This window comes from Luteimonas sp. A478 (assembly GCF_054052025.1).
In genome coordinates, this window is record NZ_JBSVRF010000003.1 from 70,899 (window position 1) to 95,152 (window position 24,254).

Annotated in this window: 24 protein-coding genes; 12 read left to right on the forward strand and 12 right to left on the reverse strand. The window is 63.3% G+C overall.

Annotated features, from left to right (window positions below; all coding sequences use genetic code 11):
- Positions 1–51: 51 nt before the first annotated feature.
- The 3 genes from ACW7G3_RS06845 to ACW7G3_RS06855 form a co-directional block, all read right to left on the reverse strand.
- The gene (locus ACW7G3_RS06845; RefSeq protein ID WP_456976432.1) at positions 52–990 is read right to left on the reverse strand and encodes a rhodanese-like domain-containing protein; all 939 of its coding nucleotides are present in this window, start codon (positions 988–990) and stop codon (positions 52–54) included.
- A gap of 39 nt (positions 991–1,029) precedes the next feature.
- Entirely contained in the window at positions 1,030–1,602 is a 573-nt protein-coding gene (locus ACW7G3_RS06850; protein WP_456976434.1) for an NADPH-dependent FMN reductase, read from the reverse strand.
- A 97-nt stretch (positions 1,603–1,699) separates the two neighbouring features.
- Entirely contained in the window at positions 1,700–2,404 is a 705-nt protein-coding gene (locus ACW7G3_RS06855; protein ID WP_456976436.1) for a pirin family protein, read from the reverse strand.
- 191 nt (positions 2,405–2,595) lie between these two features.
- Between ACW7G3_RS06855 and ACW7G3_RS06860 the strand changes: the two genes are divergently transcribed.
- Entirely contained in the window at positions 2,596–2,913 is a 318-nt protein-coding gene (locus ACW7G3_RS06860) for a hypothetical protein (RefSeq protein WP_456976438.1), read from the forward strand.
- 41 nt (positions 2,914–2,954) lie between these two features.
- On the opposite strand, the gene ACW7G3_RS06865 is transcribed toward ACW7G3_RS06860, so the two are convergent.
- From ACW7G3_RS06865 to ACW7G3_RS06875, 3 genes are all read right to left on the reverse strand, one after another.
- Entirely contained in the window at positions 2,955–4,454 is a 1,500-nt protein-coding gene (locus ACW7G3_RS06865; protein WP_456981929.1) for a catalase, read from the reverse strand.
- Between the two features lie 105 nt (positions 4,455–4,559).
- A complete protein-coding gene (locus tag ACW7G3_RS06870) occupies positions 4,560–5,264 on the reverse strand; it encodes a pirin family protein (RefSeq protein WP_456974131.1) in 705 nt (234 codons plus the stop codon).
- A gap of 157 nt (positions 5,265–5,421) precedes the next feature.
- Positions 5,422–6,039 (reverse strand): TetR/AcrR family transcriptional regulator, encoded by a 618-nt coding sequence (locus ACW7G3_RS06875; RefSeq protein ID WP_456981930.1) that lies wholly within the window; start codon positions 6,037–6,039, stop codon positions 5,422–5,424.
- Between the two features lie 119 nt (positions 6,040–6,158).
- Between ACW7G3_RS06875 and ACW7G3_RS06880 the strand changes: the two genes are divergently transcribed.
- From ACW7G3_RS06880 to purF, 5 genes are all read left to right on the forward strand, one after another.
- Complete coding sequence (locus tag ACW7G3_RS06880; protein WP_456974127.1) at positions 6,159–7,277, forward strand: alkene reductase; 1,119 nt, start codon at positions 6,159–6,161, stop codon at positions 7,275–7,277.
- Positions 7,278–7,604: 327 nt separating this feature from the next.
- A complete protein-coding gene (locus ACW7G3_RS06885; RefSeq protein ID WP_456981931.1) occupies positions 7,605–8,777 on the forward strand; it encodes an MFS transporter in 1,173 nt (390 codons plus the stop codon).
- 13 nt (positions 8,778–8,790) lie between these two features.
- Positions 8,791–9,462, forward strand: coding sequence for a DsbA family oxidoreductase (locus ACW7G3_RS06890; protein ID WP_456974123.1), 672 nt, complete (start codon positions 8,791–8,793; stop codon positions 9,460–9,462).
- Between the two features lie 16 nt (positions 9,463–9,478).
- On the forward strand, positions 9,479–10,603 hold the full coding sequence (locus ACW7G3_RS06895; RefSeq protein ID WP_456974121.1) for an oxidoreductase: 1,125 nt from the start codon (positions 9,479–9,481) through the stop codon (positions 10,601–10,603).
- Positions 10,560–12,044: an amidophosphoribosyltransferase gene (gene purF, locus ACW7G3_RS06900; protein WP_456981933.1), complete on the forward strand. Its 1,485-nt coding sequence runs from the start codon at positions 10,560–10,562 to the stop codon at positions 12,042–12,044. Before ACW7G3_RS06895 ends, purF begins: the two co-directional genes overlap by 44 nt.
- A 71-nt stretch (positions 12,045–12,115) precedes the next feature.
- Here purF and ACW7G3_RS06905 read toward each other — a convergent pair whose 3' ends face one another.
- The 4 genes from ACW7G3_RS06905 to ACW7G3_RS06920 all read right to left on the reverse strand — a co-directional run bounded on the left by ACW7G3_RS06905 (position 12,116) and on the right by ACW7G3_RS06920 (position 16,481).
- Positions 12,116–13,951 (reverse strand): amidohydrolase, encoded by a 1,836-nt coding sequence (locus ACW7G3_RS06905; RefSeq protein ID WP_456981934.1) that lies wholly within the window; start codon positions 13,949–13,951, stop codon positions 12,116–12,118.
- 171 nt (positions 13,952–14,122) lie between these two features.
- The gene (locus ACW7G3_RS06910; RefSeq protein WP_456981936.1) at positions 14,123–14,899 is read right to left on the reverse strand and encodes an isochorismatase family protein; all 777 of its coding nucleotides are present in this window, start codon (positions 14,897–14,899) and stop codon (positions 14,123–14,125) included.
- A 208-nt stretch (positions 14,900–15,107) separates the two neighbouring features.
- The gene (locus tag ACW7G3_RS06915; protein WP_456974113.1) at positions 15,108–15,449 is read right to left on the reverse strand and encodes a carboxymuconolactone decarboxylase family protein; all 342 of its coding nucleotides are present in this window, start codon (positions 15,447–15,449) and stop codon (positions 15,108–15,110) included.
- A gap of 132 nt (positions 15,450–15,581) precedes the next feature.
- A complete protein-coding gene (locus ACW7G3_RS06920; protein ID WP_456981937.1) occupies positions 15,582–16,481 on the reverse strand; it encodes a LysR family transcriptional regulator in 900 nt (299 codons plus the stop codon).
- A 171-nt stretch (positions 16,482–16,652) separates the two neighbouring features.
- Between ACW7G3_RS06920 and wrbA the strand changes: the two genes are divergently transcribed.
- Positions 16,653–17,255 carry an NAD(P)H:quinone oxidoreductase gene (gene wrbA / locus ACW7G3_RS06925; protein ID WP_456974109.1) on the forward strand — a complete coding sequence of 201 codons (603 nt, stop codon included), beginning with the start codon at positions 16,653–16,655 and terminating at the stop codon, positions 17,253–17,255.
- A 59-nt stretch (positions 17,256–17,314) separates the two neighbouring features.
- Positions 17,315–19,117 (forward strand): esterase/lipase family protein, encoded by a 1,803-nt coding sequence (locus ACW7G3_RS06930; RefSeq protein WP_456981938.1) that lies wholly within the window; start codon positions 17,315–17,317, stop codon positions 19,115–19,117.
- Between the two features lie 3 nt (positions 19,118–19,120).
- Here ACW7G3_RS06930 and ACW7G3_RS06935 read toward each other — a convergent pair whose 3' ends face one another.
- On the reverse strand, positions 19,121–20,176 hold the full coding sequence (locus tag ACW7G3_RS06935; RefSeq protein ID WP_456974105.1) for a lipid A deacylase LpxR family protein: 1,056 nt from the start codon (positions 20,174–20,176) through the stop codon (positions 19,121–19,123).
- A 289-nt stretch (positions 20,177–20,465) separates the two neighbouring features.
- On the opposite strand from ACW7G3_RS06935, the gene ACW7G3_RS06940 reads away from it, so the two are divergent.
- From ACW7G3_RS06940 to ACW7G3_RS06955, 4 genes are all read left to right on the forward strand, one after another.
- Entirely contained in the window at positions 20,466–20,996 is a 531-nt protein-coding gene (locus tag ACW7G3_RS06940; RefSeq protein ID WP_456974103.1) for an outer membrane beta-barrel protein, read from the forward strand.
- Positions 20,997–21,094: 98 nt separating this feature from the next.
- Positions 21,095–21,571 (forward strand): hypothetical protein, encoded by a 477-nt coding sequence (locus ACW7G3_RS06945; RefSeq protein WP_456974101.1) that lies wholly within the window; start codon positions 21,095–21,097, stop codon positions 21,569–21,571.
- Between the two features lie 112 nt (positions 21,572–21,683).
- Positions 21,684–22,832, forward strand: a complete 1,149-nt coding sequence (locus tag ACW7G3_RS06950) for an MFS transporter (RefSeq protein ID WP_456974099.1) — start codon at positions 21,684–21,686, stop codon at positions 22,830–22,832.
- 203 nt (positions 22,833–23,035) lie between these two features.
- Positions 23,036–23,362, forward strand: coding sequence for a tetratricopeptide repeat protein (locus tag ACW7G3_RS06955; RefSeq protein ID WP_456981940.1), 327 nt, complete (start codon positions 23,036–23,038; stop codon positions 23,360–23,362).
- 140 nt (positions 23,363–23,502) lie between these two features.
- On the opposite strand, the gene ACW7G3_RS06960 is transcribed toward ACW7G3_RS06955, so the two are convergent.
- Positions 23,503–24,075: an NADPH-dependent FMN reductase gene (locus tag ACW7G3_RS06960; protein WP_456981942.1), complete on the reverse strand. Its 573-nt coding sequence runs from the start codon at positions 24,073–24,075 to the stop codon at positions 23,503–23,505.
- Positions 24,076–24,254 lie beyond the last annotated feature (179 nt).

The following is a 24,254-nucleotide window of genomic DNA, read 5'->3' on the forward strand; positions in this document are numbered from 1 at the left end:
GGTGGGCGAATCGCAAAGGGCGACTATCGCACCAACGGAATGTCGCTGTGGTTACGTGATGCCGGGTTGACGCTGGCGGGTCTCCATTGGCAGGCCGTGCAAGCGCCAGGCTTCCAGCCCACCCGCCAGCGGTCGTACGCGGCCAAAGCCGAGCTGCTTGAGCTGGCTGGCCACGCGTGCGGCTGAAGCTTCGTTCGGGCAGTCGCAATAGACCACCACTTCGCCGCTGACGCTGGACACCAGGTCGGCCACCCGGGTCGCGTGGACCGCGCCTGGAATCCATCCGGTTTCGGCACGTTCGGCGTCGGTGCGGACGTCCACGACGAGCGGTTTTTCGGGATGCTCCATCAGCGCGTGCAGGTCGGACACGGAGATGCGCTCCATGCGCAGCTCGCGCAGGAACAGGTGGCGCTTCCAGACCTTGCGCAGGACGAACACCAGCAATGCCACCAGCACCAGGCCAATCCCGACGCGTCCCAGAGACTCCAGGGTCAGCAGTGCTTCGTTGACCGCGTCGTGGAACACCACGCCCATCGCGATCGCGACACCCGCCCAGAGCATCGCCCCGGTGCCGTCATAGATCGCAAAGCGGCCCAGCGGCGTGCGCTGGTGGCCGGCCAGCGTGGTGCCGACCGCGGCGAAGCCGGGGATGAACTTGGCCAGTATCAGCGAGGGCGGACCCCACTTCGCGTAGATCGCGCGGGTGCTGGATACGCAGCTGTCGGGAGAGAGCGAGACGCGGCAGATCAGGCGCAGCATGCGGGCGCCGTGTCGGCGCCCGGCGAGGTACCACAGCATGTCGGCCAGCAGCGCCGCCGCGGTGGCCGCTAGCAGAATGGGCCACACGGGTTCCAGGCGCTCCGCGGCCTGCGCGCTGGCGACCACGAGCGGCGGCCACGCGGGAATCGGGATCCCGCCCTGGTCGAGCAGCACGACGATGAAGACGAGCCACAGACCGTAGGTCGAAAGCAGTTCGTTCAGTACCTCCATCGTCGGGCTCCCGCCACCTGCGTCAATTCCGCGGGCGTATCACGCGCCGCGCGGCAGAACCGTCAGCACCCGCGCCACGAATTCGTGGAATTCCTTGAGATAGCCGCGCAGGAACTCGGCGGTCGATGCGTCGGCGACCTCGCCGGCGTCGTTGAGCACGCCATCCTTGAACTGGATGTAGGCCTCCGGTGAGTTCATCTGCGGCGAGTTGAGGAAGCCGAGGATGCTGCGCAGGTGCTGCTGGCCCACCGCCGTGCCGATCGCGCCGGGCGAGGTGCCGATCACGCCGGAGGGGATGTTGGCGAAGGAGTTGGTGCCCCAGGGGCGGCTGGCCCAGTCGATAGCATTCTTGAGCCCGCCGGGAATCGAACGGTTGTACTCCGGGGTCACGATCAGGATCGCATCGGAGCCTTCGATGGCTTTCTTGAACTTGCTTCCGACCTCCGGGTAATCGGCGTCGTAGTCATAGCTGTACAGCGGCAGGTCCTTGAAGGAAATCTCGTGGAACTGGAGCTGCTGCGGCGCAAGCTTGAACAGCGCCTGGGCGAGCTTGCGGTTGATCGATTCCTTCGCGAGGCTTCCAATCAGGTAGCCCACTTTGTATGTTTTCATTATCGTCCCCCTGGGTTGCAAGGCGACCACTATGGTCGCTGTTGCAGGTTATGGCCTCGGTCACGGTCATCACGGACTCGATGTGGGCGGCAGGCGGTCAGGCCGCGGTATCGACCAGCACGAGCTCGGCATCCTCAATCGCAGTCACGCGGATGCTTTCCACCTCGCTGATGGCGGCGCCATCGCGGGCGTCAAGGACCACGCCGTCGACTTCGACCTTGCCCTTGGCCGGCACAAGGTAGCCGTAGCGACCGCTGCCTGCGAAGCGATATTCGGTGGTTTCACCGGCCTTGAGCGTGGCGCCAAGGACCCGTGCGTCGGTGCGGATCGGCAGTGCATCGTCGTCGCCTTCGATGCCGCTGGCCAGGGTGATGAAGCGTCCCGAGCGCGCGCCCTTGGGGAAGGGCTTGGCGCCCCAGGAGGGAGGGCGCCCCTGCTGGTTCGGGATGATCCAGATCTGGAAGATTCGTGTGGTACCCGGTTCGTGGTTGTACTCGGAGTGGCGGACACCGCTGCCCGCGCTCATCACCTGGACGTCACCGGCTTCGGTGCGTCCCTTGTTGCCCAGGTTGTCCTCATGGGTGATCGCACCTTCGCGGACGTAGGTGATGATTTCCATGTCGGCGTGTGCGTGCGGCGGGAAGCCCGTGCCTGCCTGGATGGTGTCGTCGTTCCAGACGCGCAGTGCGCCCCAATGGACGCGCTTTGGGTCGTGGTACTCGGCGAAGGAAAAGTGGTGCTTGGCGTCAAGCCAACCGTGGTTGGCTCCGCCGAGGCTGTTGAAGGGGCGACGTTCAATCATGATGTTCTCCTGCGTGGAGTGGATTCGATGATTGCAGTCTATGTCGCGAGAAGTGTGCCAAAAACCGGGCAAGTGCCGATTCATTGTTTCTGAAATCGATACAATCACTTTCCGCTGTGCATCGCGGTGACTCGTCGCAATGCGCTGCAACGACACCGGAGCGTGAATGGCTCAACCGGGGAGTGCCGGCAGTGATTTTCAATGGGCGGGTCGCCGTCTCCGGCGCCCAGTCGCAGGACGTCTTCGAGAACGCCATCCGCCGCGCTTTGGACGAGACTACTATCGCAGTCGGCTCGGTTGGGCTTGAGCCGACTGGACTACCGAGCAGCGAACCAGACTTGACGCGCTTGGCCGAGCGGATCGAGCAAGAGGAGTTCGACCTGATCGCGGTTGGCCGTCGTCTGTTGGCTGATGCTGCCTGGGTATCGCGCCTGGCCCGGAATCCTGCTTCAGTGGTCGCTACGTCACCGGTGATGGATGAAAGCCCGGCTGCCTGTGTATCCAGGTAGCCGGGTCCACGGTCATCGTGCGCCTGCCGGCGCGTGTCTACTCAGCTCTCGCCCATGCCCGCCGCCGGCTCGGGAGCACTCCCGGATCTCACCTTCTGCTCGATGCGTGCCCCCACGCCAGGGTCGACGCTCTTCCAGTACTCGAAGGCGCGCTCCAGGACCGGACTGCGCACGCCGCCCAGCAGGGCACCGGCCACCGTCTCCACCAGGCCATCTCGATCGGCGTCGCTGAATACCTCGCGCACCAGGGTGCCGGGCTGGATGAAGTCGTCGTCATCCGAACGCAGGGTGTAGGCGTTGCGCACCATCTGGCCGTCGCACTCCCAGCCGTCCTCCACCGGCCCGGTCTCGTCGGCCCAAGTGCGGCCGCCGCTGTTGGGGGCGTACACCGGTGCCGCGCCGCTGTGGTGATAGGTCATGTGGCCATCAAACATGTAGGTGTTGACCGGCACCTTGGGCTGGTTGACCGGCAGCTGGTGGAAGTTGGTGCCGATCCGGCGGCGCTGGGCGTCGTTGTAGGCGAACGCGCGGCCGAGCAGCATCTTGTCCGGCGACAGCCCAATCCCCGGCACCGTGTTGCCTGGCGAGAACGCCGCCTGCTCGATCTGGGCGAAGAAGTTCTCCGGGTTGCGGTTGAGGGTCATGGTGCCCACGGGGATCAGCGGGTAGTCGGCGTGCGGCCAGACCTTGGTCAGGTCGAAGGGGTTGAAGCGGTAGGTCTTGGCGTCCTCATACGGCATCACCTGCACCGAGAGCACCCACTGCGGGTGATCGCCGCGCGCGATGGCGTCGAACAGGTCGCGGCGGTGGAAGTCAGCGTCGCTGCCGGCCATATCCATGGCCTCGGCGTTGGAGAAGAACGCCATGCCCTGCTGGGTGTGGAAGTGGTACTTGACCCAGAATCGCTCGCCGGCTGCGTTGATCCACATGAAGGTATGCGAGCCATAGCCGTTCATGTTCCGCCAGCTGCGCGGCAGGCCGCGCGGGCCCATCAGGTAGGTCACCTGGTGGGCTGTCTCCGGGTTGGAGCTCCAGAAATCCCACTGCATGTGGTTGTCGCGCAGGCCCGAGTCCGGCAGGCGCTTCTGGCTGCGGATGAAGTGCGGGAACTTCATCGAATCGCGCACGAAGAAGATCGGGGTGTTGTTGCCCACCAGGTCGTAGTTGCCTTCGTCGGTGTAGAACTTCATGGAGAAACCGCGTACGTCGCGCCAGGTGTCGGGGCTGCCCGACTCCCCGGCCACGGTGGAGAAGCGGATCAGCATGTCGGTCTTCGCGCCCGGCTGGAACAGCGCCGCCTTGGTGTATTTCGAGACGTCTTCGGTGGTCTCGAACACGCCGAACGCACCGCCGCCCTTGGCGTGCGGCTGGCGCTCGGGCACCTTCTCGCGGTTGAAGTGCGCCATCTGCTCGAGGAAGTGCACGTCGTGCAGGACGACCGGACCGTCGGGCCCGATGGTGAGCGAATTGCGGTCGCTGGGCGCGGGCGCGCCGGTGCTCATGGTCGAACCGGTCACGTGCTTGTCGTCTTGTTTTGCCATGGGAAGCCTCCTTCTCGGCAGTAGCCAGGGAGATGATGCTCCCCGGCACGTTGCAGGGACGTTATAAACAAAAAGGCCCGGGATGCCCGGGCCTTGGTGGATGGATCAACCAGCGGTGTCGACGAGTACGATTTCGGCGTCCTCGACCGCGGTCACGCGGATCGTTTCCTGCCCGCTGATGGCTGCGCCGTCGCGGGCGTTGAGCGCGACGCCGTCGACCTCGACCTTGCCCTTCGCCGGGACCAGGTAGCCGAACCGGCCGGGTCCTGCGAACCGGTACTCGGTGCTCTCGCCCGCCTTCAGCGTGGCGCCAAGCACCCGTGCGTCGGTGCGGATCGGCAGTGCGTCGTCGTCGCCTTCGATGCCGCTGGCCAGGGTGATGAAGCGTCCCGAGCGCGCGCCCTTGGGAAAGGGCTTTGCGCCCCAGGAGGGAGGGCGCCCCTGCTGGTTCGGGATGATCCAGATCTGGAAGATCCGTGTGGTACCCGGTTCGTGGTTGTACTCGGAGTGGCGGACACCGCTGCCCGCGCTCATGACCTGGACGTCACCGGCTTCGGTGCGTCCCTTGTTGCCCAGGTTGTCCTCGTGGGTGATGGCGCCTTCGCGGACGTAGGTGATGATTTCCATGTCGGCGTGTGCGTGCGGCGGGAAGCCGGTTCCCGCCTGGATGGTGTCGTCGTTCCAGACCCGCAGGGCACCCCAGTGGACGCGAGCGGGGTCGTGGTATCCGGCGAAAGAGAAGTGGTGCTTGGCATCGAGCCAGCCATGGTTGGCTCCGCCGAGGCTTTCAAAAGGGCGACGTTCGATCATGTTGTTTCTCCTGGGTAGTGAATTCGTTGAACCCAGTCTAGGGGCAGGGAAACGGGACAAATACGGGGTAATCGTCACTTCATTGTTTCCAAATACAGGTCAATTGCTTTGGGATCCGTAGCAGCACCTGTCACCCGTGCCGGATCTCCCGGCTTATCTACAAGTCCCCCGCGGCAGCGGCATCCCACGTTTTCATGGCGAGGCCGATCATGTTGTCGAGTTCGGGCAACGTAGCACCGTCACGGGCCTGGATCGAGATTCCATTGAGAATGGTGACGATGAACAGCGTTAGCGGTTCGGCGTCGATGTCACGTGACAACTCTCTAAGTTCGACCGCCCTGAGTACGCAGCTGCGGACCAACCTTTCTGTGTCCGCTCGCTCTTCCGCCAGGAGCTGACGAACGTGCGCATTGGCTGGTGAGCAGTTCAGTGCTGAAAGCACCACCATGCAACCCTGCGGATGCTCTTCGGTGCCCTGGATCCTGGCCGCACCGCGGAGCGAACGTGCAATAGCCTCGCGTGACGATATCGAAGCATCCGTCAGGTGGGTGCGAACAGCGCTGCCGTCGGTCAGCAGATACAGCTCGATCGCTTCCCGATAAAGGGCTTCCTTTGATCCGAATGCAGCATAGAAACTGGCTGCCGACAGACCGCCCATGGCTGAGCGCAGCTGCGCCAGCGAGGTTGACTCGTATCCATGGCGCCAGAACGCGTGCATGGCCTTCTCCAGCGCTTGCTGACGGTCAAAGGTGCGGGGTCGGCCGAGCGTGGCCATGTTGATTCTCCGTAGTGGAACGAATTCGGTACTGATCGTTCCATAATTCTACACCCGAGGTAACCCGGCACTCTGTACTGTTGTGGAACAGTCGATCCACAATTGCCGAGGCAGCATCCATGACCACTCTTTTTGACCCTTTCAACCTGTCGGGCCTTGAACTGCGCAATCGCGTCGTCATGGCGCCGATGACCCGCTCCCGCGCCGCCGACACCGTGCCCGACGCGGCGACGGCGACCTACTACCAACAACGCGCCACGGCCGGGCTGATCATCACCGAGGGCTCGCAAATCTCCGACGAAGGGCGCGGCTACCTGTTCACGCCCGGCATGCACACCCCGGCGCAGGGCGAGGGCTGGAAGGCCGTGACCGACGCGGTCCATGCCCGGGACGGCGTGATTTTCACCCAGATCTGGCACGTGGGGCGGGTTTCGCACGTGTCGGTGCAGACCGGAGGCCGCGCGCCGGTCAGTTCCGTTGCCAAGGTCGCAGAAGGCACCACGGCCTTTGCCTATGACGAGCAAGGCCAACCTGGACCGGTGCAGGCCAGCATGCCACGCGCGCTCGAGACCGCGGAGATCCCACGGATTACCCAGGACTTCGTTGCCGCCGCCCACAACGCCGTGGCGGCCGGCTTCGACGGCGTCGAAGTGCATGGCGCCAATGGCTACCTGTTGGAGCAGTTCATCAACGCAGGGCTTAACACGCGTGACGATCATTATGGCGGCGCGACCATCGAGGATCGCCTTCGCTTCACCCTGGAGACCGTGGACGCCGTCACGGCGGCGATCGGCCCGGGTCGCGTCGGCATCCGTCTGTCCCCGTTCAACCGCATCTTCGACATGCCCGCATTCGACGGCGAGGCCGATACGTGGCTGGAACTGGCGCGGCAGCTCGCATCGCGGAAGTTAGCTTACGTGCATGTCAGCAATCGCGATGTGCTGGTTGCGACCGATGAGGGGAGGCGTTTCCTGGAAGCGTTCCGCCAAGCCTATGACGGCACCCTGATTATTGCAGGCGGCTACACTCGCGAAACCGCCGAGGCCGATGTCTCAGCAGGGCTGACGGATCTGGCGGCCTTCGGACGACCGTTCATCTCCAATCCGGACCTGGTGGCACGCCTGCAGAACGGGTGGCGCCTGGCGGAGCCCGATCGCAACACCTTCTATGGCGGAACCACGGCTGGATACACGGACTACCCGGAGTTCGTTGGGGAAGAAGTGTTGCCGGCTTCCTGAGCAAGCCGCCGGACGTCGACTCCGTTTCCGGCATTTCCTGTGTCTGATGCGCCATTGCACTGCCGCCGTTTGAACACGCGGTGGGCAGTGTCCAGCGTTCGATGCGACGCCCTCTGGCGTCATTCCAAACCGCTAGCCCCTGATCCGAGGACGCTTTTCGCGACCTCTGGACGGTTGGGGGACGACTTCCTGTATCGAGGGACCATCACAATGCAGCGCAACCCGGACGGCGTGGCCGCAGCTACTGCGACTTCTCCGGACCTTGGTGGGGGAGGCTCCCCCATTGCCCGAACAGAAGAATGGCGTTTGGTGAAGCAGCCCACATGGGTGCTGATTCTGCTGTTCGCCATCACGTTCAATTTCATAACCGCAGAGCTGCTGCCCATGGGCGTGCTCCAGGTGATGGCCAGTGATCTTGGGCAAACCGAAGCACGCATCGGCTTTCTGGTCTCGATCTTCGCGTTCGCAGTCGTTGTGACCTCTGCACCGCTGGCCGGCATCATGGCAAGACTGCCGCGGCGACCGCTGCTGGTTTCGATCCTGACAGTTCTGTCATTGGGCAACATCGCTGTTTCGCTCAGCGACAGCTACGCGCTGGATATTGTCATCCGCTTCGTCACGGGCATCATGCACGGCATTTTCTGGGGCATGATCGGCTCACTGGCCACCCGAATGGTTCCAGTGATGCAGCGCGGACGCGCGCTGTCGGCGATCTTCGCCGGAAACGTCGCTGCCATGAGCCTCGGTATCCCGTTGAGCGCAGCGGCTGGGCTGCTGATCGGCTGGCGACCGTCATTCGCCTTGGTCGGCGCGGTGGGCTTGATCCTGGCGCTGCTGGCCTGGAGGACTTTGCCGCCTTTGCCAGGTGCCGCCACATCGCCCCACCTGTCCTTGCGCAAGGTGCTTCGCACGCCTGGCGTCATCGCCATTTCCCTGGCGACACTGTTGATCTTCACTGCCCACTTCGCGTTGTACACCTACGTCACGTCTTCGTTACGCCAGGCTGGCGTCCCAGTCGGCGCCATTGCCCCCGTCCTGTTTTCCTTCGGAATCGTTGGGATTGCCGGCGTCTGGGTGATGAGCAGGCTTGTTGACAGTCGTCCTCGCCTGGCTGCCCTGATCACGCTCTGGTTGTTCTTGTCCACCATGGTCGTGCTGGTCTTCACAGCGCGCCATGAGATACCGCTGCTGGCTATCGCCGCCACGGTGCTGTGGGGGTTGGCATGGTCGGCAGTTCCGATGCTGTTCCAGGCCGCCATGCTGCGCGCCGCTCCCAACGCACCGGACATCGCTTCCACGGTCCTGTTCACTGCCGTCAACCTGGCGATCGCCTCCGGGTCTTTCATCGGCGGCAAGACGCTGGACTGGCTGGACGTGAGTTGGCTTCCGGCGCTGGCTTTGCTGCTGGTGACGGGTGCGCTGCTGGTCGTACTTGCTTCACGCAGCGGCTTCCCTTCGACATCGCAGGCGCCGCAAGCGGCAACCTCCGCTTCCCATTGAATAGGAAATCATCATGTCCAAGCCGTTGAGAATAGATTTCGTTTCCGACATTTCCTGCACCTGGTGCGCCATTGCACTGCCGACGCTTGAACGTGCAGTCGAGAATGTCGTGATTGATGCCGCAGCCGACTTCAACTTCCAACCCTTCGAGTTGAACCCGCAGATGCCACAGGGCGGCCAGAACCTGATCGAGCATATGGAGCAGAAGTACGGCCTGGGCATCGGGCAAGTTCACCAGCACTTCGACATGACACGCCGACGTGGCGAAGAGGTCGGATTCGTCTTCGATCTCGATGATGACAGTCGCATCTACAACACCTTCGACGCCCATCGCCTGCTGCACTGGGCCAAGCTGCAAGGCCGCCAGCGCGAGCTCAAGCATGAGCTGTTCGACTCCCACTTCACCGATCGCCAGGCCCCAGATGACCGTGACGTACTGATACGACTGGCAGAATCCGCCGGGCTTGATCCCGCCGAAGCGCGGACGGTGCTGGGAAGCGACGCCTACTCGAGCGAAGTCCGCGATGCGGAGCGTGAATGGCTCAATCGAGGTGTCCAGGGTGTGCCGGCAGTGATTTTCAATGGGCGGGTCGCCGTTTCCGGGGCCCAGTCGCAGGACGTCTTCGAGAACGCCATCCGCAGTGCGCTGGCTGACGCGCCTGTCGATGGAGCCCCGACCATCTAATACGGCAGGGAAACACATGGAAACCACTGACAATTCCTTCGCCGGTTGGATCTCGATGGGCGACGATGCTGCAGGAAGCTGCGCCAATGGGGTTTGCACGCTACCGGACAACGCTCCAGAGCATCCGCTATTCCGGCCACTCGTGCTTGGTTCGCTGACTTTGGCCAACCGCTTCGTCATGGCGCCGATGGGGCAAGAGCGGTCGCCGGGTGGTGTTCCAGGTCATGAGATGACAGAGCACTACCGCCAGCGCGTGGCCAATGGCGGCGTCGCTCTGGTCATCACCGAAGCCACCTACATCGACCATCCTTCGGCAGGAGAGAAGCCAAGTCTTCCGCGCCTTGCGCCCGGTTCTGAGGCCGGGTTCACGGCCATGACCGAAGCGGTCCATGCCGCCGGAGGCAAGATCTTCGTGCAGCTGTTCCACCAGGGCGCGAACGACGAGGGGCGCGTCGATCCCGAGCTTGCTTACAGCCCTTCAGGGATAGCCGCGGTTCGCGGCAGCTACGGCAAGGCTATGACGCTGGACGACATCGACAACGTTGCCGCCTCTTATGCGCGGGCGGCGGTGTATGCGCAGTCGGTCGGCTTTGATGGTGTTGAAGTCCACGGCGCGCACGGCTATTTGATCGATCAGTTCCTGTGGGCACATACCAACCGGCGCAACGATGCCTATGGCGGCGGGGTGCGAAGCCGCGCACGCTTCGCGGCGAAGGTTGTCTCCGCGATACGCCGGGCGACCGGACCATCGTTCCCGATTTCGTTCCGGCTCTCGCAATGGAAGGTCGGCGTTCGCAATGCAGCCATCGTGACCAACCCCCACGACCTGGAAGCGTTGCTTGGCCCGATCGTTCAGGCGGGTGCCACCCTGCTGCACGCATCGGATGGACATTTCGATCGCCCGGCCTTTGCAGGATCGGATCGCAGCCTGGCCGTATGGGTCAAGGAGCTGACGGAGCTTCCGACCATCGCCGTTGGCTCGGTTGGGCTTGAGCCAACTGGACTGCCGAGCAGCGAGCCGGACTTGAGGCGCCTGAGCGAGCGGATCGAGCAAGAGGAATTCGACCTGATCGCGGTTGGCCGTCGGCTGTTGGCTGATGCTGGCTGGGTATCACGCCTGGTCCGGAATCCTGCTCGATGACATTGGCCAACGTGTAAGGATCATCGTGTCTGGAATCGTTGGTGTGGTTGGCCGTGGCCCGGTCAATCAAGTGATCTACGACAGCCTGATTTTGTTGCAGCATCGAGGGCAGGATGCTGCTGGAATCGTCACAACGCAGGAGGCCCGGCTCAACGTGCAGAAGGGCCGTGGCTTGGTGCGTGACGTATTTCAAACCCGGAACATGTGCTTGTTGCCCGGCAACGCGGGCATAGGCCACACGACCTATCAGACAGCAACGTCGGACACCCGCATCGAAGCGCTTCAGCCATCACGCGTTGATGCACCGTTCGTGATTGCTCTTGGTTATAACGGAAACGTGAACAACTGGAGAGAGCTGCGCCAGTCACTGTTCCGTGAGCCCGGTAGCTACAGCGAGAGCGACTCCGAATCCGGCATCTTGCTGGATGTGCTGGCAGACGAGCTTCAGACTGCAATTTCCGGAACCGCGATAAGCGAGAACTCCGTATTCTCGGCAGTGCATGCCTTGCACGCACGGACCACCGGCAGTTATGCCGCCGTGGCAATGATTGCCGGATACGGCTTGCTGGCCTTCCGGGATCCCCATGGCATACGTCCGCTTTGTCTGGGTCGTCGTGACGAGGGGTTTGGCGAAGAGTGGATGGTCGCCTCGGAGTCCGTGGCCTTGGCCAGCAACGGTTTCACGTTTGTGCGCGACCTGCTTCCGGGTGAGGCCGTGCTTGTCAATCTTGATGGGGGCATGAGCTCTTGTGCCTATGGAGGCACGAGAGCCCGTACGCCATGCGCGTTCGAGTATGTCTATTTGGCTCGACCGGATTCATTCATGGATGGAGTTTCCATCTACGGTGCCCGATTGCGTATGGGTGAGCACCTTGCCACCAAGGTGGCCAGGCAGTTGCACCCGGGTGACATCGACGTGGTCATGCCGGTTCCGGATTCCGCACGTCCTGCGGCCATGCAGTTGGCAAACCAGTTGAACCTTGACTACCGGGAAGGTCTGAACAAGAGCCAATACGTCGGGCGGACATTCATCATGCCGGACCAGGAAGCACGTCGGAGATCCGTGCGGCAAAAGCTCACGACCATCAATATGGAGTTCAAGGGGAAAAGCGTGCTGTTGGTGGACGATTCCATCGTGCGCGGCACGACCAGCCGCGAAATTGTTGCGATGGCTCGTGCCGCCGGTGCTCGCAGGATATACATGGCATCCGCAGCACCACCTGTGCGCTATCAGAATGTCTACGGCATCGACATGCCTGCGCAGGTCGAATTGATCGCATACGACAGAAGCGAAGACGAGGTTGCTCGATGCATTGGCGTGGACGCTTTGATCTATCAAGACCTCGAAGCATTACGTGCGTCGGTTGCTTCCATCAACCCGGCGATCACTGAGCTTGAGGACTCCTGCTTCAGTGGTCGTTACGTCACCGGTGATGGATGAAAGCCCGGCTGCCTGTGTATCCAGGCAGCCGGGCCCGTCGGACCCATCGTCAGCGGTATCCTAAGCGGACGTTACGGACTCTTGTTCTGGTATCCACCGAAATGCGCCACCGGCGACCAAGCGGGGCTGACCGCAGGAAGTTCCGGCACCGTGAAGGCATCAAAAGGCCCCGCCGCGTAGACCACGTTCCCGCCCACCACGGTCAGCAGCGATTGCAGGTTCTTGATGCGCTCTTCCGGAACGGTCAGGTAGTCCTCGCTCAGGATGGCGAAGTCGGCGTACTGGCCGGGGGCGATCCGGCCTTTGACGTCCTCTTCCTGGCTGAACCACGCTGCGTTGGCGGTGAACAGCCGCAGGGCTTCTTCGCGCGACAGCCGGTTTTCGTCTGCGAACAGCTGCGTGCCGCCCATCGTCCTGCCGGTCACCAGCCAGTAGATGGCCGGCCACGGGTTGTAGCTGCTCACGCGTGTGCCGTCGGTTCCTCCGCCGACCGGAATTCCCAGTTCGAGCATCTTGCGGACCGGCGGGGCATTGGCTACCACCTCCTCTCCATAGCGTTCGGCGAAGTATTCGCCCGCAAAGCCCATGCGGTTCTGAATGGCGATGCCGCCGCCCATGTCCTTGATCCTCTGCAGGTCCTCGTCGGTCACGGTTTCCGCGTGGTCGATCGCCCAGCGCGGCACGAAGCGGCCCTGTTCTTCCTTCACCCGCTCGAAGACATCCAGGATCCGGCTCACGCTCTCGCCGTAGGTGGCGTGCTGCCGCAGCGGCCACTGCTTCTCGACAAGGATGGAGGTGACCTCGTGGAGATCGGTGTCCCAGTCGATGCCGCGCGCCTTGCGCTCATCGAGGTCGGGCTTTGCCGCCATGAAGTTTTCCCAGTCGCCAACGCTGTGCGCCAGGAACTCACCCGCACCCTCCAGCTCGTAGCCATGCTCGAGCGCTTCGTGCTGGTTGTCGTCCAAGCCGTAACCGTCGGCCCAACGGCGGAAGTCGGCCGCCTCCTGGCCTGCCGTCTGGGCAAAGAGGTAGTAGCTCACGCGCAGGGGCAGCTTGCCGTCGGTCGCGATTTTCAGGCTGGTGGCGTAATCGTCGGGAAACAGCTGGCCGCCACCACCGGCATCAACGGCGCTGGTCATGCCCAGCCGGTTGAGCTCACGATAGAAGTGCAGGGTGGAGTTGACCTGGTCGTCGGCCGAAAGGGCCGGCGGCTTGGCGATCATTGCATAGAGGATGGCGGGGTTCGGCTCCGCATGCAGGATCGCGCCGCCATCGACAAACTCGTACCTCCCGCCATCCGGCGCCTCGGTGTCTTCCGTCAGGCCCAAAGCCTCTACGGCCGCCCGATTGATCATGCCCTGGCTGTACAGGAATACGACAACGGTTGGCGTATCGGGCGCCGCCGCGTTCAATTCCGCGATGGTCGGCATCCGCCTTTCTTCGAACTGGTACGGCGACCAGCCGCCGATGACCCGGACCCACTGACCCTCGGGCGTCCGTCCGGCCTGCTCGCGAACCATCCCCAGGGCGCGATCCAACGAGTCAACGCCGTCCCAGCGAAGCTCCAGGTTGTAGAAACGCCCGCCCCGGACCACGTGCGTGTGCGAGTCGTTCAGGCCGGGAATGACGGTCCGGCCGCCGGCGTCGATCACGCGCGTGTTTTCGCCGCGCCGGGCCGAGATATCCGCGTCATCGCCGACGGCCACGATCTGGCCGTCCACCACGGCAAACGCGCTGGCGCCGGGGCGTTGCGCATCCATGGTGATGACGTTTGCATTGGTCACGATAAGGTCGGCCGACTCCGGGTGTTGCCCGGTATCGGATCGCTGTTCTGCGTCGGGCTGCTGTGCCGGGTTGCTGCACGCTGCCGCAATGAGCGCTGCGCCGGCCAAGGTCAAGTACCGCATTGGTTAACTCCTTTCCGGCGCGAATACCGCCGAACATCGGTGTCGATGGATGGAATCCGGAAACGCAGGGGGGGCCTGGATCAACCCGCAGGCCCCGCAACGACGGGGCCGGGCTGTTATTGCCCGGCCCCTGCTTGCGAACCTCCCGTTGGGAAGCCGGATTTCCGGTCGTTACTTCGCGGCCTCCTGGGCACGCTGGTAGCTCTCGGAAACCGCGCGGTAGTGCGGCACCAGTTCGGAGTACAGCGCGCCCCACGAAGCAGCGTCCTTGCGGTTCCAGGTCCGATGGGTTTCGCTGAGGATGGTGTTGGTCGTGACGGGAGCAATCCCTGCATTCGCCATGCGCAGCATGGCGGCGTCAGACGCCAGCTTGCTGACATCGCCCGAGGCGTCCATCACCGCGAGTACCTCGTAGCCATCGGCCTGCGACTGGAGCGCCGGGAAGGCGACGCAGACGCTGGTCCAGACGCCCGCCATGATGAGAGTCTTGCGACCGGTGGCCTCGACGGCCGCCACGAAGTCCGCGTTGTCCCAGGCGCTGACTTCGCCCTGGCGGGCGACGTAGATCGCGTTCGGCGCGGCTTCGAGCAGCTCTTCCATGATGGGGCCGTTCGGACCGTCGGGTTCCGATGCGGTGTAGATGATCGGAATACCCGCCTGCACGGCGATCTTCGCCAGTGCCACCGTATTGGCACGCAGCTCGGCGAGCGGAATATCCTTGACGGTCTGGAAAAGCCCCGTCTGGTGATCGAGCAGCAGCAGGACTGCGTCGTCGGGGTTATACAGCGCAGCGTGGGCTGCTGCCGTCGGCTGGCGTGAGAGCCCCTCGATCGGAGCCTGGGACCGGGCTTGAGCGTGCGCCACAGGCGTGGATACAAACTGGGCGGACATCAGCGCGATTGCCGCCACCGTATGGAGGACGGCGCTGAAGAACTTTGACTGTTTCATGGAGTTTCCCTCTCGTGCGAAGTGAATGACGATGACCGAGGCAAGCTCATCGGCTGGTTGCCCGTGCATCTACGCCCGAGATTCGATTCGGGCGCTGCACGTGGTTCGACAGCTGCAGTCTATGTATCGGAAACAGAACCAGTAACCCGGAAAGAATCACTTCATTGTTTCCGGATTTGATACGATTCGACGCCCGTGAGCGGCGCGTTTATTGGTCCGGGTGGGCCGCTACTGCGTCCATCACCCGCGCCGAATACACCAGCGCCGCGCCGGCATTCAGCGCGACCGCGACCCCCAGTGCTTCAGCAATCTCTTCCCGGCTCGCGCCGTGTCTGAGGGCTGCATCGACGTGGACCGTGATGCAGCCATCGCAGCGTGTGGTCACGGCCACCGCCAAGCTGATCAGTTCACGGGTCTTGGCATCCAGGTGCCCGGTCTTGGCGCCGGCGCCGCTCAGTGCCGCGTAACCGCGCACGGTATCGGGCGAAAGCTTTCCGATTTCACCGATCCGGCCCTTGAGTTCATTGCGATAGGCATTCCAGTCAAGCATGGTGGTTCCTCCGTAGGCGTCCTCTGACGCGGGTCTGGGTCTGGGACTGGTATTGGATGGTCACCTCGAGCTCCCGCAGGGCTTAGCACGGGCCGGTCCAGCGGTTCGCCAGACTCACCCGCAGGTGGTGGCTTACTCGCGCTCTTCCCTTTCGTCGCCAAGTTCATCGACCAGAAAATCCAAGAAGCGCCGCAAGCGCAGTGGCATGTTGCGCGACTGCGGGAACAGGGCGTGGACCGCGATCGGGGGTGCCTTCCACTCTTCGAGCACGGGAACCAGCCGTCCCGCGGCGACTGCGTCCTGGCTGATGAAGTCCGGCACCAGGACGATGCCCTGGCCGGCCTCGGCCATGATCGCGAGGAAATCGCCGTTGTCGGCCATGACCGGGCCGCGGGTGCGGACGCGCTTTATTTCCTTGCCGCGCGTGAGCTGGATGGTGATGCCGCCCTGCAGGCAGCCGTAGTTGAGGAAGGAGCGGGTTGCCAGCTCATCCGGCGTCTCCGGCACGCCATGCCGGGCCAGATAGTCGGGCGAGGCAAGCAGGCTGCGTGCGGCCGGCATGATCCTGCGTGCGGCAAACGAGGAGTCGGGGAGATCCGCAATGCGGATGGTCACGTCGAAACCACCGCGGACGGGGTCAATCAGGTGATCGGTAAGTGATACCTGCAGTTCAACGTCCGGATATTGGGTAAGAAAGCGCGGGACGAGGTTCGCCAGCACGCGCATTCCGAACGATACAGGTACGTTGCACCTGACAATGCCACGGATGCCGGTGGTGCCGCGGGCCCGTTCGTCCGCCTCGTCCAGGGCGGCAAGCACTTCCTGTGCATCGTCGTAATAGGTGGCGCCCGCTTCGGTCAGGTGCAGGCTGCGGGTTGTCCGCATCAGCAATTGCACGCCGAGCTTCGCTTCCAGCGCCTGGACCTGTTTGCTTACCTTCGAGCGCGGCACATCCAGCGTGCGGGCGGCGGCCGCGAACCCGTTGGCGCGCACGGCCTCCACGAATGCGCGCATGGATTCGATCTGATCCATTTTGACTCCTGAGTCGGACTGCCGACTTTCATTGTTCCCACAATCGGGACGATACGGCAAGGACGTAAATCATTGTCCCCATATTTGAATCAGTCAGATTCTAGAAGCGCTACTAGTGCGCTCGTTCCGACCGCGACTACGGTAGGAGCTGATCCCCTAGGAGGACAACTGATGAGCAAGGTGCTGGTTCTGTACTACTCGGCTTACGGACATATCGAACAAATGGCGGAAGCGGTCGCAGAAGGCGCACGCAGTGCCGGTGCGACTGTGGACATTCGGCGTGTTCCCGAGCTGGTTCCCGAGGATGTCGCGCGCGCATCGCATTACAAGCTCGACCAGCAGGCGCCGCTGGCCAAGGTCGAGGAGCTGCCCGATTACGACGCGATCATCATCGGCACCGGCACGCGCTATGGCCGCATGACCTCGCAGATGGCGAACTTCCTCGACCAGACCGGCGGTCTGTGGGCGCGCGGCGCGCTGCACGGAAAGGTCGGCTCGGCGTTCACCTCCACCGCCACCCAGCACGGCGGACAGGAGACCACGTTGATGGCCATCCACACCAACCTGATGCATTTCGGCATGGTGTGCGTCGGCCTTCCGTACAGCTTCCAGGGCCAGATGCGGCTCGACGAAGTCACCGGCGGTGCGCCCTATGGCGCGTCCACCATCGCTGGCGGTGACGGCTCCCGCCAGCCCAGCGAAAACGAACTCGAAGGCGCGCGCTTCCAGGGCCGACTGGTGGCTGAAGTGGCGACCAAGCTCGCCGCTGGCTGATCCGCCTGGCCCGCTGCACAATGCGGGATCCGACAAGGGTCCCGCAATTGGCCACGGGCATGACACGTTCAGGGTGCAGAAATAAGCCAGCTCTGGATGGCTGGCGGTGCACGATCATCATTGCCGCGTTGCTGCTGGCCAGCGCCTGTTCGACCCTCGGCGTGCGCGACAACGCCAGCCTGGGCTCCCGCATCAATCTGGACGGCCTGGAGCTGGCTGACCGCCTGGCCGACACCACGCTCGAAGTGGTGTCGATGCTTGATCTTCGCGAACAGTGCGCCCCCGCGAGCGAGGAGTGTGCCTCCAGGATCCTGGAAGTTCCGGGCACCGTGCGTGAAGCCACGCGGCTGATTGCCGCGTCCGACATCCTTTACCACGCGGCCAAGAGTGGCCCCGTAACGGGGAGGGGCGACCATTGGCGTGACTGTGCCAGACACACGCACCGGTACTTGCACGCGGCGGACCTGCCGGGCAGGCAGGGCCCGATCACCGCGCGCACCCAGCTCGCGATGAGGTTGCACAACGCATGTACGGCCGGATTGGTCATGGCAGCTGTCGAGACCGATGGGCCCGGTGCGCTGCACTGGGAAGTCGATGAGACCCACTTCCCTCGGGTAGCCGTGTCCTCGATAGAACTGGCCAGACAGGTCAGCATGCGGGGCCTTCGCACCCGCCAGGTCCAGGACGGCATCGGCGTTGCGGCGATCGCCAGGGGCAGGACCAGGGAAACGATCGGCTCGTTCCCGCCGCAGCCGTTCGCGCTGGCGGTCAATATCCTCTATGAGCCGCAGGCGGACGACAGCGCGCCATTGGTTGTTCGTGACGCGTCGCGCCACGCATCGGTGGCAAGCGCGTTTGGCCCGGTCGCGCTTGCACGCGACACCAGCGCGGCCTACGCGACGGCGGCCGTCGAGTTCGAGCGCGAGATCGGCTTCATCCGCAGCCTGCTTGGCGCCAGACCGGGGCGGGAAGGCTCGCGGATCCGGCTCCTTGCGCCGGTAGACCCGGAAAAGACGCCGGTGATCCTGGTCCACGGCTTCGCAAGCAGCCCCATGACGTGGGCGAACATGGTGAACGAGTTGCTTGGCGATCCCGATATTTCCGAACACTACCAGTTCTGGATGGCGCGCTATCCGACCGGACTGCCGGTGCTGGTCAACCGCCAGCGGCTGGCGGCGACGCTGGAAGACTTCCGCAGCAGGGCGTCGGAGCTGGCAGGCCAGCGCAACCCCGCGGTGCTGGTCGGCCACTCGATGGGAGGGGTGATATCGCGCCTGCTGGTGACGCGCTCGGGTGACACGTTGTGGGATGCGGCATTTACGGTGGGCCCGGACGAGTTCGACCCGGGCCCGCCGGTGGAGCGCGCGCGCGGGTTGTTTGTTTTTGAGCCGATCCCGGCCGTGGACGAGTTGGTGATGATCGCCGCGCCCCACGGCGGCAGCGCGATGGCGCATGGCTTCATCGCGTGGATCGTGCAGCACCTGATCCGCCTTCCCGGCGAAACCATGGACTACCTGGTCGAGCTTGCGGTTGAGCAGCCGGACAAGGTACGGCCGGAAGTGCTGGCGAGTTACCGGCAAGGCGGCCCGACAAGCCTGGTCACCCTGTCGCCGGACCAGCCTGTGATCCGCGCGGCGCGCCGCCTGCCGATTGCAAGCGGCGTGACAATCCACTCCATCGTGGGCATACAGGATCCCGCCAAGCCCGAGACTGGCGACGGCGTGGTCTCGCTGGAAAGCGCAAGCTGGCCGACGGGAAGCGTGGACCAGGTAGCCGCCGGGCACGACCTGCAGACGGCGCCGGCGACGATTTCGATCCTCAAGCGGATCCTGCTGGAGCGGATCGGAAGGAGCGGGCAGTAACGGTTAGAACGCCCGGCTGATGGTCATGCTTCCGTACTTCGGGCGCTCACGCTGGCCGCTGAACTCGCGGGTGCGGAAGTAGCGGGCGAACGCGAGCTTCCAGTGCCCCCTGGTGATGCTGATGCCCACTGCGGCCTCCGCCACGAGCGGGTCCTTGTCGACGCTGTGGCTGCTGCGGAACAGGTTGCCGTCCAGCGACGGGTCATGGATGGACCAGTAGCCATCTACCGCGAGGAAGGCGTGCCAGGCCCAGCCCGGGCCGGAGCCGCCGTTGTCGAGCGGCGCGGTGTTATCACCGGACGGCCGCACCGGGCTTGAGCCGAAGTCGTCGGGTAGATCATGGCCCAGGCGCAGCTCGAACCCGCCGTTGAGCCTGGTCATCGGGTTGCCGATGGCGCCGCCCCAGTGCGTGATCACGTCGTGCTGCAGCCTTCCGCTGCCCAGGTCCCAGGTACCGAGCCGATAGGCGCGCTCGTGGCGCAAGCCCAGCATCAGCTCGTTGCCGAGTTGATGCTCCCAGCCCTGGAACTTGTCGGAGCCGATCAGGTCGTGGATGAACTGCTGCGACTGCCTGGCCCCCGAGGCCGGCCCGAGCATGCCTACGCCAAGCAGGGTGGTGTGCATGCTGTCGCCGCTGCGGACGTTGTAGCCAAGCGTCGCCATGAGCGTGCCGGCGTACGGACGGTCGTCTTTGATCGGGTCGGTTCGGGTGGGATCTTCCGGCGTGTAGATGCGCTGTTCGATGCGCAGCACCAGATTGCGTTGCTCCGCGTCCTCGTTCCTGCCGTGGAGAAACGCGAGCTTGTTGTCGAGCCAGCCCGGCAGCCGCGGCAGGTTGTCGCCGCTCGCCGGCCCTGAAAGGTTGGGCGAGACCACGGTGAACTGCACGCCGCTCGTATAGCCCTGGTCGTCGCCGGCGAACATGTCGTTGTCGATGCGCAGGTTGACGATCGGGCCGGAGGCGCCCGCTCCGGTAGTGTCCGCCGCGAATGCAACGGGAGGGGCAAGGGCGGAAGCGAGAAGCAGTAGCGCACTGGTGAGGATCGGTCGATATGCCATGGGATCAGTCCAGGTCGGGAACAAGGGTCAGCAGATCGTCCGGCGTCCTGATTTCGGCATAAGGCGCGGTTTTTTTAATGAGGAGCGCGCGGACTGCGGAACAGTGTTGGGGCTTGGCGCTGCTTTATTAGGCCCAAAAATGGAAACAATCAGTTCTTTGTATTCCATTTAACTTCATTTTCAAAACGATTAACCTCTTCTGCAACTCGCAGTGGCAGCCCAGCCGCATCCCGCAGCTGGCCCATCGCAGCGGGCCCACGGAGCCCGACCCCTTTCAGGAGAGAGTGTCATGCGTACCAAGCTTTTGACCACCACCATCGGAGCCCTGCTGCTGGGCATGGCCGCATTTTCCGCCCAGGCACAGGACACCGGTTTCTACGCCGGTGCCGGCGTTGGCGCGGGCCTGGTTGACGAGGGTCGCTATGACGACGAGGACACCGCGTTCTCGGTCTTTGGCGGCTATCAGTTCCACCGGAATTTTGCGTTGGAGGCGGGCTATACCGACTTCGGCAAGCTCAAGCCGGACGGAGGCGGCATCGCACTCGAGCCCAGCTCCGTGTACCTGAGCGCGGTGGGCATCCTGCCCTTCACTGACAAGTTCTCGGGTTATGCAAAGGCAGGCCTGCAGCGCTGGGACCTGGACACCGCCATCCCCGGCCTGACCGGCACCGTGAAGGATGACGGTACCGATCCCCTGTACGGCGTGGGCCTGCAGTACCGGTTCAACGACCGCGTGGCACTGCGCGGCGAGTACACGCGGTTCGAGATGGACCGGATCGACGTGGACTCCGCCCAGATCCAAGTGCGCTTCGACTTCTGAGCGAGGCAGGGACGCCGGCCGCGGTGGCCGGCACCGGGCCGCGGCAGGAAGAGTCTCCGCCTCCTGCCGCGGCCCAATTTTTTCCATCGGAGGGGTAGATGAGCGATTTCACGGTATTTCTGCTGCGGTTGATGGCTGCCACGGTGCTGCTGGTGGCGTCCCCGATAGGCCCTGAGCCTCTGGCCTGGGCAGGGGCACTGTTGCTCCTGGCCGGCTTCAAGGCCCGCTACGTAGCGGGGGTGCTTGGCGTCGCAGGGGTGATGGCGCTGCTGGCAATGCCCTGGAGCTTCGCTACACAGGCGGCCTGGCTGCATTTTTCCGCGACCGCGGTGTTCACCCTGGGACTGTTTGGCATCCTCGCGTTCGGCCCGGGCGGCATCAGCGCGGATGAGTGGATACATGCGCGGACGATCAAGCGGGCTGAAGCACATTGTCGGACAAGTGCCCGTGCACCTCGATCGCAGCGTGAGAGGCTGGAGGCAGTCATGCGCTGCGTGAACGCGAGCCTGATGCCGCGGTCGCGGCTGCTGGCGTGGCTTGCGTCTCCGTCCAATCCGGACGTGCGAGCCCGTTGAGCGACGCTTCAGTGACGAACAAGGATCAGAAAAAGGACGTGATCAAGTGACGAGCAGATCGGTCGTATCGGATACCGGAAACAACAGGCAGCAGGGGGCCGGATGGGGCGCCGTGCTGCTGATTGCAGGAGCGGGCGTGGTTTCCGCATTCCAAGTTGGCAAGGCACCCATGGCCTTGAGCGCTGTGCAACTGGATCTGGGCCTGAGCCTCGCGGTCGCCTCCTGGCTGATTTCCGCATTCGCCATCGTTGGAGCTGTCTTCGGAGCGCCGCTTGGTTTGGCCGCAAGCAGGCTCGGCATCAAGCGGATGATCATCGGGGGTCTGATCATCCAGGCGATCGGCTCAACGCTGGGAGGCTATTCGCACGGAATCCAGCTGCTGATGCTCTCCCGCGTCATCGAGGGGCTGGGCTTCATGGCTGTACAGGTGGCTGCACCCACCTTGATCTTCATGATCGTTGCCGCTGATATCCGGAAGCGAGCCATCGCCGTCTGGTCCACCTTCATGCCGGTTGGGATGACCGTTGTGATGCTGTCCTCCCCGCTGCTTGGGGTTCTGCAGTGGCGCGGCTTCTGGCTGCTCAATGCGGCCATCCTCGCGGCGTACGCAGTCATTTTCGCGTTGACCATCTCGTGTCCGCAGACGGATTCAAGCCCCCAACAATCAATCACGCAGCAGCTGAAACAGACGCTCTCCGCCAGGGGGCCCTGGGTACTGGCCATCCTGTTCGGTGCCTTCGGCATGTTTTTCTTTATCGTCTTTGGCTTCCTGCCCTCGCTCCTGATGGAGCGCTATGGGCTGAGCCATAACGTGGCCGGCGTGATTTCCGGCATAGCCGTTGCGGCAAGCGCGGCGGGAAATATTCTTGCCGGCTTTCTTCTCGCAGCAGGGCGCCGCCCATCACGGATCCTTGGTGTGGCCTTCATCAGCCTGGCCCTGCTTGGCTTCGGAGTGCTGGCTGCAAACCTGCCGTGGCTGGTCATGGCAGGCCTGGCCATTGTCTTTGCGTTGCTGTCCGGCCTGATTCCCGTAGTCATCACCGATAGTGCTCCGGACTTCGCGCCCACGCCGGCGCTGGTAGGCGCAACTCTGGGACTGGCGATGCAGGGGCACAATGTCGGCATGTTGGCAGGCCCGCCCATCGCCGGCCTGCTGGCTACGGGTGCCGGCTGGGCCACGGTGGCAGTGGGCATGGCCGTGGTTGCTGGCGTCATGGTGGTGTTGGCCCGCCAGTCTTTTCGGGAGCAGGGGCACGCTTGATTTTCATTTTTAAAAACTTTGCTGCAGCCTGCGAGGTAGTTTTTCCCGGCAGGTTGGGAACCCGTCAAAACAAAATTGGATCGTACGCTTTCGGTCAAACCGAAGTCGAACGAGCGCTTCAAGGTTGAAGCCCGGCACCAGAGCGCTTTGACCGGGACTCCCCCAAAGGGGATAATTATCAGGTTTTCTTTCAGGATATAAGAATGGATGTTCGGCAGCTTGAGGCGATGCTTGCCAAGGGCCGTGATTCGGCGCTACTGAGGTTCAGTCTGGGGAAACATCATCTTGACGCCAAAGGCTACGCACAGGCGGTTGCTCATCTGGACGAATGTGTAAGCCAAGATCCAGGTTACTCGGCTGGATGGAATCTTCTTGGAAAGGCACAGCTGGGAATGGATAATCCCAGCGCAGCGCGCCAAGCTTGGGAAAAGGGTCTGGCAGCTGCAGAAAGGAAAGGAGATGTCCAGGCAGCCAAGGTCATGACGGTATTTTTGAGAAGGCTGGATAAGCCAAAACGCCTGCAGCCCTGATTATGGTGCCCAGCGCCGCCACGAAGTCGGCAAAATGTAATCGCCAACGAACTGGGCTCGCAGCTGCTGTCCCACGCATATCCATAACAATGGCTGATGGGGCACAGAGCGCCGATACCAAAGTATCGGCGCCCGCGCAGTCAGGCGCCTCTCGGAAGAACAGTCAGGACCCGAGCAGTAAATTCGTGGAACTCTTTGAGGTAGTTACGAAGGAATTCTGCAGTCGAATCGTCCGCAATCTCACCTGAGTCGTTGATCATCCCGTCTTTGAACTGGATGTAAGCCTCCGGGGCGTTCATCTGCGGCGAGTTCAGGAAACCCAGAATGCTGCGCAGGTGCTGCTGGCCCACGGCGGTGCCGATTGAGCCCGGTGAGGTGCCGATCACGCCTGAAGGGATGTTGGCGAACGAGTTCGTGCCCCAGGGCCGGCTGGCCCAGTCGATCGCGTTCTTGAGGGCGCCCGGCACCGACCGGTTGTATTCCGGGGTGATGATGAGGATCGCGTCCGAATCCTCGATCGCCTTCTTGAACTTGCGGCCGGCCTCGGGGTAGTCGTCATCGTAGTCATAGCTGTACAGCGGCAGATCCTTGAACGGGATCTCCTGGAACTGCAGTTGTTCCGGGGCCAGCTTGAACAGCGCGTTGGCGAGCTTGCGATTGATCGATCCGGACGCAAGGCTACCGACCAGGTAGCCCACTTTGTAGGTCTTCATTGTCATCTCCAAGGTTGTGAGTTGGCTCGCAGCGGGTGGGAAACCGATGCCTCAGAGAACCTATCGCATTTCTTGTTCAAAAAGCGCTTAGCTTCTTTCGAGGCTAGCGATACCGATCCTGGCAAGCTCAAGCCCGAAGGCGGTGGCACTTACCTTGAGCGTGGCACGGTTTACCCAAC